The following is a 13,838-nucleotide window of genomic DNA, read 5'->3' as shown; positions in this document are numbered from 1 at the left end:
AAAAAGCCTTTCCACTGGAGTGAAAAGGCTTATTCAATTATTGTTCCATATTCTCTTTTTCTATTTGCTCATCCACAAAATCAAATGTCAGCTTTCCTAGGTGCTCCGAACGGATATCTCGTACAATAAGCTCTGCAACCTGATCGTAGTCAATTTCTCCGCCCGTACCAAACACACGGCGAAGCTTTCCGATATGGTCGAAAGTCTCTACTAATTCTTCATGCACAAATTCAAGCTGATACCGTTCTTTCATCCGTGCAGGGTAGTGGGTAGCAAGAAAACGAAGTCCGTATACCGCCAAATCCTCCATATTCGTCACTGTATCCTTGATTGCCCCTGTTAACGCTAGTTTATAGCCAACTTCCTGATCTTCAAACTTGGGCCACAAAATTCCCGGTGTGTCCAATAATTCTAATTCTTTTCCTACTTTTATCCACTGTTGAGCCTTTGTTACCCCTGGAGTATTCCCGGTTTTTGCTATGTTCTTCTTCGCAAGACGGTTGATTAATGTTGATTTTCCTACGTTTGGAATGCCGACAATCATGGCACGGATAGCACGGGGTTTCATACCTTTTGCTTTCATACGGGCCCATTTTTCGGCCAACATTTCCTGTGCTGCTTTTGTTACGACCTGCAGCCCTTTTCCTTCAAGCGAGTTGATTGCAACCGCCTTATGGCCTTGTTTATCGAAATACGCCAGCCATTTACGTGTTTCAGACTCATCCGCCATATCCTGCTTATTTAAAATAAGCAGCCGCGGTTTTTGGTTAATCACCTGGTCGATCATCGGGTTGCGGGATGAAAGTGGTAAACGAGCATCTACAAGCTCAAAGATGATATCTACTAGTTTTAATTTTTCAGAAACTTCACGGCGCGCTTTCGCCATATGCCCTGGAAACCATTGTATTGTCATTTGAAACATCCTTTCTCCTATGGCATGGCATCATCTTGAAACTAGAAGAGATTTCCTTGCCAGTGTCTTTCTTTATACTAAGAAGTAAATTTACCTGCAGCTATAGTGTATCCACATTAGCTTTTTTCATATAAAAAGAGGAGACTCGCATCCCCTCTCATAGTCATTTTACAATTTTAATATCATTTAGAGGCCAGAAAATCAAATTTGTATTCCCTATGATTTCATCTTGGCTGACAATTCCAATATGGCGGCTATCTTTACTGAAGCGACGGTTGTCTCCCATCACAAATACATAACCTTCGGGAATCACTTCAATTTCAGGATCAATATCCTGCAGTCTAAAATCACCAGTGAGATTTCCTTCTGTAATTTCCGCTTTATACTGATCTAAATAAGGCTCCTCAAACGGTTCCCCATTAATATATAGCTGATCATCGATGTATTCGACATGATCTCCCGGGAGACCGATAACACGTTTGATGTAATCTTTTCCTTCCGGTGCATGGAATACGACGATATCAAAACGGTCCGGGCTTCCAATTTGGTAGCCGATTTTATTAACAATCATCCGGTCACCGTCTTCAAGGGTTGGCATCATGGAGTCTCCGTCAACTACGATAGGCGTAAATAAAAAATATCGAATGAATGCAGCAATCGCAAAAGCAATCAGCAACGCCTTGATCCATTCCCAAAGTTCGTTCTTTTCTTTCTCAACTTTTTCCACGCAAATATCCCCCTCGTCTATCAACATTTATTGTAAACGAAATATAGTTCTCAAGCAAAAAAATCGCCTATTGCCATATGTAAAGAGAAAAGAATGGAGCCTGAAACCAAGCCCCATTCTTTAAAAAGCTATTATCGGATTTCTTTGATACGTGCAGCTTTACCACGTAGGTTACGTAGGTAGTAAAGTTTAGCGCGACGTACTTTACCGCGACGAGTAACTTCTAATTTAGCGATTTTTGGAGTGTGTACTGGGAAAGTACGCTCAACACCAACACCGTAAGAAATTTTACGAACAGTGAAAGTTTCGCTGATGCCGCCACCGCGACGTTTAATTACTACGCCTTCGAATAACTGGATACGTTCACGAGTACCCTCAACAACTTTAACGTGTACCTTTACAGTGTCACCAGGACGGAACGCTGGAAGGTCTGTACGAAGTTGTTCTTTAGTAATTTCTGTGATAATGTTAGACATTTTATTCTCTCCTTAGACAGATGCTCTTGCACGCTCTAGGCCACAGCGGAACACCGTAATTCAGTGCTTCACATAGAAGCACAAAATGAATATTACCATAAATCTTTTCAGGGCGTCAAGTATCTTTTCTTTATAGCAATTCTTTTTTTAGCACTTCTAAAACCTTTTGCTGCTTCGGTGTCAGCTCAAGTACCTCAAGCAAATCGGGACGCCGCTCAAATGTACGTTTTAAAGATTGTTCCATACGCCATTCTTCGATTTTTGCATGGTTGCCGCTTGTTAATACATCCGGTACCTTCATTCCCCGGAAATCTGCTGGTCGTGTATAATGCGGATGCTCAAGTAGTCCGGTAGAAAATGAATCCTGAATATGGGAATCTGCCTGTCCTAATACACCTGGAAGCAGGCGCACAACCGCATCAATGACCGTCATAGCAGGCAATTCACCTCCTGTCAGCACGAAATCACCGATGGAAATCTCATCTGTTACAAGATGTTCACGGATTCGTTCATCATATCCTTCATAATGGCCGCACAGAAAGACAAGATCTTCTTCTTTAGCCAGTTCCTCCGCCTTTTTCTGCGTAAAGCGCTCGCCTTGCGGACACATAAGGATGACGCGCGGTTTGCGCCCTTCTGTAATCCTTTCAACAGCATTGAACATAGGCTCTGGTTTCAATACCATGCCAGCACCGCCGCCGTAAGGATAGTCATCCACCTGTTTATGCTTGTTGTCGCTATATTCCCGAATGTCTGATACAGCTAGCTCAACTGCGCCCTTTTCTTGTGCTTTCTTTAAAATAGACGCACCAAACACACCTTCAAACATTTCCGGGAAAAGGCTAAGTACGTGAATTTTCATCATAAAAGGCCTTCCATTACATGGATGATGATTTTCTTTTCTTCCACATCAATATCTTTCACTACATCTTCAATATATGGAATATAGTGCTTCTTGCCGTCTTTAGACTTAATTTCCCAAACGTCATTGGCTCCCGTAGACAGGATGTCTGTTACTGCACCGATGAGCTCTCCTTCTTCGGAGAAGACTTCGCAGTCCATAATTTCAAAATGGTAATATTCGTTCTCTTCCAGCTCATCCTCCGCTAATTGGTCCATAGTGACCTTAAGCAGACCTTCTTTAAACGGCTCCACCAGGTTAATATTATCCATTCCTTCAAATGTCAGCAGGATAAAATTTTTATGGCGGCGCGAACTTTGGACTGTCACCCAAATCGGATGCTTTTCCTCCTTCTTAAATACAGCCAGCTTACTCCCCGGCGCAAAGCGAATCTCTTCAAAGTCCGTCGTGGATAGTACGCGCACCTCACCTCGAATACCATGTGTATTAACAATGCGACCTACATTAAACCATTCCATCATATCACCTCTTGTATAGAAAAAGAGAAGAAAGCCAGCGCCTCCTCCTCTTTTTATTGTGTGGATATTCACTCAGAATATCCTTTTTTAATCCAATATATCGACATACGTCTTCTTCTTATGGTATCCACTAGCTGCTGAATAAACAATTGTGCGAATCGCCTTGGCGACGCGTCCCTGTTTGCCTATCACTTTTCCTCGATCCTCTGGATGAACAAAAAGCTTATAAACAATTCGACTCTCGTTTTCGTCCATCTCGATCCGGACGTCCTCTGGATAATCGACTAACGGTTTCACGATTGCTTCAATCAGCTGCTTCATATAGATACCTCCGATTATTTACTGAATTTTTGGTTGTGGAATTTCTCCATGATCCCTTGTTCTGAGAACAGGTTACGTACAGTATCAGATGGTTTTGCGCCATCAGCTAACCATTTAAGAGCTTTCTCTTCATCGATTAGTACTGTAGCTGGAGTTGTTAGTGGGTTGTAAGTACCTACTGTTTCGATTTGACGGCCATCACGTGGTGAACGAGCGTCAGCTACTACGATACGATAGAAAGGAGATTTTTTAGCTCCCATACGTTTTAAGCGAATTTTAACTGCCATTATTTTAGCACCTCCGAATAAGTTTCACACAAGATAGTATATTATCAATGTTTGTGTGGTTTGTAAAGTGTTTTTTCTTAACACCTAATTTTTTTATTTAAATAATGAATCTAAGCCTGGTAATTTCATTTTTTTCTTGCCTTTTCCTTGCGCCATACCTGTCATTTGCTTCATCATTTTCTTCATTTCTTCAAACTGTTTGAGCAGTCGGTTTACTTCCTGGATCGTTGTACCTGATCCAGTGGCAATCCGTTTTTTACGGCTTGAATTTATAATTTCGGGATTCGTTTTTTCAGCTGGTGTCATCGCATAGATGATTGCCTCGATACGTCCCATCTGCTTTTCATCGACCTTTACATTGTCCAGACCTTTCATTTTGCTTGCACCAGGCAGCATTTTGAGAAGTTCATCTAAAGGCCCCATCTTCTTTACAGCCTGCATCTGCTCAATGAAATCATCGAATGTGAAAGTCTGCGTCATGAACTTTTCTTCCAGCTCTTTCGCCTTTTCCATGTCGACATTCGCCTGCGCTTTTTCAATCAGTGAAAGCACATCGCCCATCCCTAGAATACGGGATGCCATACGTTCTGGGTGGAATGATTCTAATGCGTCCATTTTTTCGCCCATACCAACGAATTTAATTGGCTTTTCTGTTACTGACCGGATCGATAGCGCTGCACCACCACGTGTGTCCCCATCAAGCTTTGTTAAAACAACGCCGGTAATACCGACAGCCTCATTAAAGCTTTGTGCCACATTGACAGCATCCTGCCCTGTCATCGCATCAACAACAAGGAACACTTCGTCAGGTTCTTTCAACGCACGAATATCCTTTAGCTCTTGCATTAGCTGCTCATCAATATGCAGACGACCTGCTGTATCGATGATGACAACATCATGATGCTCCTCTTTTGCATGCTCAATCGCTTGACGGGCGATCTCAACTGGTGAAATATCTGTTCCTAAAGCAAAAACAGGTATAGAGAGCTGTTTTCCGATTGTCTGCAGCTGATTGACAGCTGCAGGACGGTAGACGTCAGCTGCTACTAAAAGCGGCTTTTTATTGTACTTTTTACGCATAACATTTGCCAGCTTACCTGTAGTCGTCGTTTTACCGGCACCTTGGAGACCAACCATCATAATAACCGTCGGCGGACGATTATTGAACTTAATTGGACTCTGTTCGCCGCCCATTAAAACCGTTAGCTCATCCTGTACGATTTTGATAACCTGCTGACCCGGTGTTAATGACTTCATTACATCTGTACCTACTGCACGTTCACTTACTTTTTTCACGAACTCTTTAACCACTTTTAAGTTAACGTCGGCTTCGATTAAAGCAAATCGAACTTCACGCATCATTTCCTTTACGTCCTGTTCAGTAACTTTACCTTTACCTTTAATTTTTTGAATGGTTCCCTGGAGTCGTTCTGCCAAACCTTCAAATGCCAAATCGTTCGCCTCCTAATCCGATTCCTTCAATTGCTCAATCAACGCGAGAAGGACTTCTTTTGTAGTACTTTCATCTTCTATCGCGTCTGTCAGCTCTTTTAAAATACGCTGACGCTGCTGAAATTTCTCTAATAAGCTTAATTTATCTTCATATTCTTCAAGCATTGCTTCTGTACGGCGAATGTTATCATAGACCGCTTGTCTTGATACATTATAGGACTCGGCAATCTCTCCAAGCGAGTGATCGTCCAAGTAATAAAGCTCCATATAACTACGTTGCTTATCCGTCAATAATGCCTGATAAAAGTCGAATAGAAAGTTCATGCGTGTTGTTTTTTCAAGTAGCACTTTTATCTCTCCATTCATATTTAGTCTACTGTATCATAAATCTTTTCCCTGTCTACTGTCAAGGTGATTTCCTTGTCTTTTAAACCGTTAGCGATCCTTCTAAAGACACCTTGCCTATTATACCATCTCTTATTTGTGATCACCATTAAGGACCTGCAAAAAAGACTCCCTTTTCCACTTTACGGAAAAGAGAGCCCCTTCTAGTCTTCCATGTTTTTCAGTTCGGCTTCTAAGCCCTCTGCAAATAGACCATATACATACCGTTCTGCATCGAACGGCTGCAGATCATCCATTTTTTCGCCTAGCCCAACAAATTTCACAGGGATATGCAGCTTGTTGCGGATAGCAAGAACGATACCGCCTTTCGCTGTACCATCAAGCTTTGTCAGCACGATTCCTGTTACATTTGTCACCTCTTTAAACATCTGTGCCTGTACTAATGCATTTTGTCCTGTTGTTGCATCAAGTGCCAATAGCACTTCATGAGGTGCATTTGGAATTTCGCGTGAGATGACGCGGTGCACCTTTTCAAGCTCGTTCATTAAGTTCACTTTGTTTTGCAAGCGTCCTGCTGTATCGCAAATGAGCACATCGGCACCGCGGTTTTTCGCCGCACGAATAGCATCGTACATAACAGCAGCAGGATCTGATCCTTCCGATTGCTTAATAACTTCACAGCCTACACGGTCACCCCATACTTGGAGCTGATCGATCGCTCCTGCACGGAACGTATCTCCCGCAGCGAGCAGAACGGATTTTCCTTCTAATTTCAGGCGGTGTGCCAGCTTACCGATTGTTGTCGTTTTCCCAACACCATTTACACCTACAAATAGAATGACTGTTAGTTCACCAGCAGGCTGCATATTTAGCTCAATCAGATTCTCTTCTCCTGCTTCGTAAATTTCAACAAGCTTTTCAGAGATGATTGTCTGAATGCCTTCTGTATCCTTAATATTCTTACGCTGCACTTCAAAGCGTAATTTATCCATCAATTCCATTACAGTTTCAAAGCCAACATCCGCCTGGAGCAGTAAATCCTCAAGCTCTTCGAAGAAGTCCTCATCCACTTTACGGTAACGAGCAACTAAATCATTTACTTTTGACGTAAAGGAATCCCGCGTTTTAGCAAGACCCATTTTGAACTTTTGTGTAATAGACCAAGCAGAAGGTTTTTTCTCCTCTTTCTGCTCTTCCTGCTCTTCCTGCTCTTCTACCTCTGCTAAAGCCGGAGTCAATTCTTCAGCAGGAATTACTTCTTCCTCTACTGGCTCTGTAACCGGAACCTCTTCCTGGGCAGACTCCTCTACTACAGGTTCTTGTACGCCCTCTTTGTCAGCAGGGGCTTCATCCTGCACTTCATTTTCTGCCTCAGGTTCTTTTGTTTCTTCCAGAAGTTCTTCTTTTTCTTGTTCTGTAGAACCGACCAATTTCTCTTTTAATCGTTTAAAAAAACTCATTTCCTACACTCCTTTATCCTACCGGCAAGTCTTCTTCCAATTTTACCGAAACAAGTTTCGATACACCGGATTCCTGCATTGTAATTCCATATAGGACATCCGCCCCTTCCATCGTCCCTTTTCGGTGCGTGATGACAATGAACTGTGTTTCCTTACTAAATTTCTTCAAATATTGACTGTAACGGATGACGTTGGATTCATCTAGTGCAGCCTCTACTTCGTCCAGAATACAGAAAGGAACCGGACGTGTATTTAAAATGGCAAACAATAAGGCGATGGCAGTCAGAGCACGCTCTCCACCCGAAAGCAGGCTTAAACTCTGCAGTTTTTTGCCTGGCGGCTGGGCGACAATCTCTATACCTGTTTCGAGTAGATTTTCAGGGTCGATCAGTACAAGATCTGCCTGTCCTCCGCCAAACAACTCACGAAATACGTCTTTAAATTGTGAACGGACATTCGTAAACGTATCATGGAAACGGGTCGACATTTCACCATCCATTTCCTTGATAGCCTCATGTAATGTCTCCTTTGCTTCGAGCAGATCATTACGCTGCTCTGTCAAGAATGCATGACGCTCCTGTACACGCTCGAATTCATCGATTGCCGTCAAATTGACTGGTCCTAATTCTTCAATCGACTGCTTCAAAAGCTTCACTTTTCGACGCACCTGCTCTACGTCCTCAATTGCCTCTGCTAATTCCTTTGCCATTTCAAATGTCAGCTCATAGTTTTCCTCCAACTGTGTCAGCAGGTTTGTCTGATCATACTGAAGGCGGCTGCGTTTAATAGACAATGCATTAATCGCTTCTACAAAGCCTTTGTGCATGCGCTGCTTTTCTTTTACATCTTCTTCTATTGCAGCAAGCTTCGCCTGCATCGTTTCTTTCTGATCGCGTTTTTCCGCAATAATATCGAGCAATGTCTGTCTCTTAACACTCCATTCGACAATCGACTGCTCAATTTCCTCCATTGAAGGTCCATTTAAGCCTGCATCCGACTGGAACCACTCGATTTCCTGGGAAATTTTTTCGATAGATTCGTTCGCTTTCGACAATTGAACAGCAATATCTGCTATTGTCAGCTGCAACTGAGATAGCTGCTCCTGTGCAACAGCGAGCTGTGAGCGCTTCTCTCCAATCTGATCCCGCAGAACATCCTTCTGTGTATCTCCTTGCGCCTTGGCGAGTGTCAACTGTTCGACTAGTTCATTGATTTCAGCAAGTTCAACCGAGAGTTCCTGCAACCGTTTCTCTGCCTGTTCCTTTTGCTCAGCAAGCGTTTCATGTCGTGTGGACATTGATGTCTGCTCACTCGTAGCAAGGGTCACACTCGTACGCAGATTCTTCTCCTGCATATCAAGCTCCAATAGCATCGATTTTTGCTGCTGCTCTTGAGAACGCAGTTCCTCTCCGAGCAAACGTACTTCCTCCAGCTCATCTCCTAGTGTCGCAGCCTTTTCCTTATCAATGGCCACTGTACGCTCCGCTGATTGGATAGACTGCTCCATTTCTGCGATTTTCACCGACAATGTATCCAGCTCTGCTTTTCTTGTGAACAGAGAAGTTTGCTGTTTAACAGATCCGCCTGTCAGTGATCCACCTGCATTCACGATATCACCATCAAGTGTCACAACACGGAATTTAAAACCAAGCATACGGGCAATTTGACTTGCCCCATCAAGGCTGGCAGCAACAAGTACATTTCCAAGGAGATTTTCAACGATAGATCGGTTCGTTTCCTCAAATGTCACCAGGTTATACGCCATGTCAACAAATGAAGGATGGCCGGAAACCGAAGAAATCTGGGCTTCACTCAACCGGCGAGACTTCATAACAGATTTCGGTAAAAATGTTGCACGACCCGCACGACGTTTCTTCAGCCATGCAATTGCCTGCTGTGCATGCTGCTCGTTTTGCGTCACGATATGCTGACTTGCCGCACCAAGTGCCGTTTCAATAGCCTGGGAATACTCACCCGTTACTTGGACAAGTTCGGCAACCGCTCCTTCAATACCTGTTAATTCACCTTTATCGCGCGCCAGCAGTATTTCTTTAACGCCGTGGAAAAATCCTGAAAAATCTGCTTCTAGCTCTGCTAATGTTTCACGCCGCGATTTTAACTGCTGCTGATGCTGGTATGCTTTGTAGAGAAGGTTTTGCTTCTCATCCAACTGTGAAGTAAGCTGCTTTAAAGAATTTTGCATAACTGCATACAGATCAAGCTTTTCCTTTAACTCTTCCTGCATTTTCTTTAACTGCTTGTTTACTATTTCCTTCTCGGCAATCGTACGGTCTAAGTCTTTTTGCATGTCAGCCGAGCGGTCGGTAATACGTTCTGCCGTTTCCTGCTGCTGCTGCAGCTGCTGGTCAATATGCTTTAGTTCATTCTTGACCGTTGCTTCCTCATTCAACAAATCAATATATTTATTTTTCGATGCTTCGATTTCTTCCTCAATTTCAGAAACAGAGCGCGTTAAAGCCTGCTCCAGCTGTTTGATAGCCTGCCTTAATGTGGACACTTCCTGCTGCTTTTCGGAGAACAGCGCTTTTTTCTCTGTCTCTTGTAACGCATGTTTCTTTGCTTCCTCTGTTGCTGTCTGCAGATTAGCTTCCAGCTGCTTCATATGCTTTTCGGCATTTGAGCGCTTTTCATGCATCAGAGCCTTTCGACCATCCCAGCGTTCCACTTCAGCTGTTGCTTCCACTAATTCTTCCTGAGAACCGTCTAACTGTCCATCTAATATTTTCAGCTCTGCACGCACTTGGCGCAGACTCTTTTCAAGAGTGCTTATTTCACCGGCCAGCAGAAGCTCATTTGCTTCCAATTCAGCAAACTCTCTTTGCATTGCCTCCAGTTGTTTGGCACAGACATGTAAATCGTGAACGATTAAGGAAATATCGAAGTCCTTCAATTCTGCGCTCATCCGGACATAGTCTTTGGCAGCTGAAGCTTGAATTTGCAATGGCTCCAAGCGGTTATCGAGCTCATGTAAAATATCCAGTACTCGATGGAGATTCTCATCCGTCTCAACGAGTTTATGTTCCGCCTTCTTTTTCCGCTGCTTGTATTTTAGCACGCCGGCCGCCTCTTCAAAGATAAGACGACGATCATCCGGACGACTGTTTAATACTTCATCGACCCGTCCTTGCGAAATGATAGAAAACGCTTCTTTTCCAAGCCCGGAATCCATAAACAAGTCCGTAATATCCTTCAGGCGACATGTTTGATTATTGAGCAAATACTCACTATCACCTGAACGATACACACGTCTTGTCACACTGATTTCAGTATACGGTACAGCAATTCGTTCGTCCGTATTATCCAAAACCAATGTCACCTCTGCAAAGTTCAGCGGTTTGCGTGACTCACTGCCAGCAAAAATAACATCTTCCATTTTCGATCCACGAAGTGATTTCGCCGATTGTTCACCAAGTACCCAGCGAATTGCATCCGTTACATTACTTTTACCACTGCCATTCGGGCCTACTACTGCGGTTACACCTGGGACAAAATCTATACCAATACGCTCTGCAAAAGATTTGAAGCCCATTACTTCAAGTCGCTTTAAGAACATATTACTCCCCCTCTTGTGCCTGCTGCTTTAGCTTCTGCATCGCACTTTGCGCCGCTTGCTGTTCAGCCTCTTTCTTCGATTTACCTCGTCCTAACCCAAGCTCCTGTTCATTCAACAGAACACGAGACACGAAGGTACGGTTATGAGCCGGTCCTTTTTCATCAACGATTTCATAATGCAGGACGCCGTTATTTGATTGCTGCACCATTTCCTGCAACTGACTCTTGAAATCCATCACATGCGAAAAAGCACCGAGTTCTACTTTCGGGAACACGACTTTTTCCAGGAATGCTACTACCCGCTCTAATCCTTGGTCCAGATAAAGTGCACCAACAAATGACTCAAATACGTCTGCTAAAAGCGCAGGACGCTCACGGCCACCCGTTAATTCCTCACCTTTTCCAAGTAATACATATCGGCCAAATTCCAATTCATTCGCAAAAATAACTAAAGACGGCTCGCAGACAATTGATGCACGTAATTTTGTCAGCTCACCCTCACTCATTTGTGGGTATTTTTCAAATAGAAATTTTGACACAGATAGCTCTAAAACAGCATCTCCTAGAAACTCTAGCCGCTCGTTGTCCGTAAATAGCTTTCGACGATGTTCATTCACATAGGATGAATGGGTAAATGCTTGATATAGCAAATTTTTGTTATTGAACGAAACGTTCAAATCGCTTTGCAATTGTTCGAAAAGTTCCCGAACCTTTTCTGGGAATACGCCAGTTTTCTGATTATTTCCTTTTTTTCTTATCGTCATGGACAATCTGCCTTCCTTACTCAGTTTCTAACGTTTAGTTTACATCGTTGTACCAGTTAACGCAAAGAGATTCTCATAAAAAGTCACGTTTTACAAAGGTTTTTCCTCTATTGTATAAATATCGCTATGAAAAAGAGGTACATGAACACGAATACCCGCGTTTATGTACCTCTGTATCATTAGCTGATTTTGCTTTCAATGTAGTTGATGGCATCACCAACTGTTGCAATTTTTTCAGCATCTTCATCTGAAATTTCCATGTCGAATTCATCTTCAAGCTCCATAACAAGCTCAACAACATCTAATGAATCCGCACCTAGATCTTCACGGAAAGAAGCTTCTACTTTCACTTCGCTCTCGTCAACACCTAGACGGTCTACGATTACTTTTGAAACACGCTCTAATACTGTAGCCAAATCGGTCACCTCCCCTCAAATATATATCAATTACATAACTAGGCCACCATCAATATGCAGCGTCTGCCCTGTAATATAATTTGCGCTGTCAGAAGCAAGGAATATAACCGCCTTTGCAATATCCTCCGGCTGCCCAAGCTTCGCCAATGGAATTTGCTTCAACATCGTTTCCTTGATTTCTTCCGGCAGAGCATCCGTCATTTCAGTCGTAATAAAACCTGGCGCAATAGCGTTCACTAAAATATTGCGGCTCGCCAACTCCTGGGCTGTCGTCTTCGTCAAGCCAATTACCCCTGCCTTAGCAGCGACGTAATTCGCCTGCCCTGGGTTCCCCGCTACTCCTACGATCGAAGAGATATTAATAATACGGCCTGCACGCTGCTTCATCATCGGACGCGTTACTGCTTTTGTACAAAGGAACACTCCCTTGAGATTCGTATCAATCACATCATCCCATTCCTGTTCCTTCATACGCATTAATAAGTTGTCGCGTGTAATTCCCGCATTGTTGACTAGTATGTCGATAGAACCGAATGTTTCCAATGCCTGCTTCATTAGACTATCTACAGAAGTGCTGTCCGCTACATTCGCCTGTACTGCTATAGCTTTTGGTCCCAGCGCCTCGATTTCTTTCACAACTTCCTCTGCTTTTGCTTCACTTCCGCTGAAGTTGACCACAACATTTGCCCCCTGCTTTGCCAGCTCAATGCAAATCGCACGACCGATCCCGCGAGAACCGCCCGTTACAACGGCCGTTTTACCTGTTAAACACATTGTGTCCACTCCTTAGACGCCTCGACGACCTGCGCCAGTGTCACTTCATCATGCACACTATAAACAGTCGCTCCGCGATCGATTTTCTTCACAAGCCCAGACAACACCTTGCCCGGACCACATTCAATAAAGATATCCACGCCCTGTTCAAGCAATGTGCGTACATTTTGCTCCCACTGGACAGGACTCGATACTTGATCCACCATTTCCTTCTTAATATCTGCCACCTCTTCAAGCAACACAGATGTTACATTGCTGATAACAGGAATGGCAGGTTTCTTCATTTCTATTTCTTCTATTGTCGCTGCCAGCTTTTCAGCAGCAGGTTCCATCAATGAGCTGTGGAAAGGTCCACTTACTGTTAAAGGAATTACACGCTTTGCTCCACGTTCTTTTGCTAAAGCTCCGGCTTTTTCAACGCCTTCCTTCGTCCCCGAAATGACGATTTGTCCCGGGCAATTTAGGTTTGCAAGCTGCGCTACCACCCCTGATGCGCTCACTTCCTCGCAAACTTGTGCTAACTCGGTAGATTCCATGCCCAGCACTGCTGCCATGGCCCCCTCACCCGCCGGTACTGCCTCGTCCATATATAAACCACGTTTATGAACAATCTGCACTGCATCCTCGAATGTCACTACTTCTGATGTGACGAATGCACTGTACTCCCCTAATGAATGACCTGCTGTATAATCCGGTCTGATGCCTTCTTCCATCAATTGACGTGCAATCATGACACCTGTTGTCAAAAGTGCCGGCTGCGCATTATAAGTCAATGTCAGCTCCTCCTGTGGTCCTTCCAGCATCAATTTAGATAATGAAAAGCCTAAAGCAGCATCCGCTGTCTCATAAAACGTTCTGCTATTTTCATTTACTTTGACAAGTTCCGAACCCATTCCTACTTGCTGCGACCCTTGTCCCGGAAAAATAAAAGCAATTTTTGTCATCTTTAG

Annotated in this window: 15 protein-coding genes; all 15 read right to left on the bottom strand. The window is 43.6% G+C overall.

What is annotated here, in order from left to right:
- Positions 1-37: 37 nt before the first annotated feature.
- The 15 genes from ylqF to fabD all read right to left on the bottom strand — a co-directional run bounded on the left by ylqF (position 38) and on the right by fabD (position 13,832).
- A complete protein-coding gene (ylqF, locus tag AA0Y26_RS04415; protein ID WP_413365463.1) occupies positions 38-913 on the bottom strand; it encodes a ribosome biogenesis GTPase YlqF in 876 nt (291 codons plus the stop codon).
- Positions 914-1,076: 163 nt separating this feature from the next.
- Positions 1,077-1,640 (bottom strand): signal peptidase I, encoded by a 564-nt coding sequence (lepB, locus tag AA0Y26_RS04410; protein WP_413365460.1) that lies wholly within the window; start codon positions 1,638-1,640, stop codon positions 1,077-1,079.
- Positions 1,641-1,771: 131 nt separating this feature from the next.
- Positions 1,772-2,116, bottom strand: a complete 345-nt coding sequence (gene rplS / locus AA0Y26_RS04405; RefSeq protein ID WP_413365457.1) for a 50S ribosomal protein L19 — start codon at positions 2,114-2,116, stop codon at positions 1,772-1,774.
- A gap of 130 nt (positions 2,117-2,246) precedes the next feature.
- Positions 2,247-2,978, bottom strand: a complete 732-nt coding sequence (gene trmD, locus AA0Y26_RS04400) for a tRNA (guanosine(37)-N1)-methyltransferase TrmD (RefSeq protein WP_413368044.1) — start codon at positions 2,976-2,978, stop codon at positions 2,247-2,249.
- Positions 2,978-3,496: a ribosome maturation factor RimM gene (rimM, locus tag AA0Y26_RS04395; RefSeq protein WP_413368042.1), complete on the bottom strand. Its 519-nt coding sequence runs from the start codon at positions 3,494-3,496 to the stop codon at positions 2,978-2,980. The genes trmD and rimM overlap by 1 nt, the downstream gene beginning before the upstream one ends.
- Before the next feature lie 87 nt (positions 3,497-3,583).
- On the bottom strand, positions 3,584-3,817 hold the full coding sequence (locus tag AA0Y26_RS04390; RefSeq protein ID WP_413365455.1) for a KH domain-containing protein: 234 nt from the start codon (positions 3,815-3,817) through the stop codon (positions 3,584-3,586).
- A gap of 14 nt (positions 3,818-3,831) precedes the next feature.
- Entirely contained in the window at positions 3,832-4,104 is a 273-nt protein-coding gene (gene rpsP, locus AA0Y26_RS04385; RefSeq protein WP_036151150.1) for a 30S ribosomal protein S16, read from the bottom strand.
- Between the two features lie 93 nt (positions 4,105-4,197).
- Positions 4,198-5,556 carry a signal recognition particle protein gene (ffh, locus tag AA0Y26_RS04380; RefSeq protein ID WP_413365453.1) on the bottom strand — a complete coding sequence of 453 codons (1,359 nt, stop codon included), beginning with the start codon at positions 5,554-5,556 and terminating at the stop codon, positions 4,198-4,200.
- A 12-nt stretch (positions 5,557-5,568) separates the two neighbouring features.
- Positions 5,569-5,922, bottom strand: a complete 354-nt coding sequence (locus tag AA0Y26_RS04375; protein WP_413365451.1) for a putative DNA-binding protein — start codon at positions 5,920-5,922, stop codon at positions 5,569-5,571.
- Positions 5,923-6,104: 182 nt separating this feature from the next.
- Entirely contained in the window at positions 6,105-7,361 is a 1,257-nt protein-coding gene (gene ftsY / locus AA0Y26_RS04370; protein ID WP_413365449.1) for a signal recognition particle-docking protein FtsY, read from the bottom strand.
- A 13-nt stretch (positions 7,362-7,374) separates the two neighbouring features.
- Positions 7,375-10,935, bottom strand: coding sequence for a chromosome segregation protein SMC (gene smc / locus AA0Y26_RS04365; RefSeq protein ID WP_413365447.1), 3,561 nt, complete (start codon positions 10,933-10,935; stop codon positions 7,375-7,377).
- A gap of 1 nt (position 10,936) precedes the next feature.
- Positions 10,937-11,698, bottom strand: coding sequence for a ribonuclease III (gene rnc, locus AA0Y26_RS04360; protein WP_413365445.1), 762 nt, complete (start codon positions 11,696-11,698; stop codon positions 10,937-10,939).
- Positions 11,699-11,877: 179 nt separating this feature from the next.
- Entirely contained in the window at positions 11,878-12,114 is a 237-nt protein-coding gene (gene acpP / locus AA0Y26_RS04355) for an acyl carrier protein (RefSeq protein ID WP_413365443.1), read from the bottom strand.
- 30 nt (positions 12,115-12,144) lie between these two features.
- Entirely contained in the window at positions 12,145-12,888 is a 744-nt protein-coding gene (fabG, locus tag AA0Y26_RS04350) for a 3-oxoacyl-[acyl-carrier-protein] reductase (RefSeq protein WP_413365441.1), read from the bottom strand.
- Positions 12,879-13,832 (bottom strand): ACP S-malonyltransferase, encoded by a 954-nt coding sequence (fabD, locus tag AA0Y26_RS04345; protein ID WP_413365440.1) that lies wholly within the window; start codon positions 13,830-13,832, stop codon positions 12,879-12,881. The genes fabG and fabD overlap by 10 nt, the downstream gene beginning before the upstream one ends.
- Between the last annotated feature and the right edge of the window lie 6 nt (positions 13,833-13,838).

Source organism: Lysinibacillus canaveralius, assembly GCF_047301505.1.
Classification (GTDB): Bacteria; Bacillota; Bacilli; order Bacillales_A; family Planococcaceae; genus Lysinibacillus_B.
This window is presented reverse-complemented; position numbering and strand designations above follow the sequence as displayed.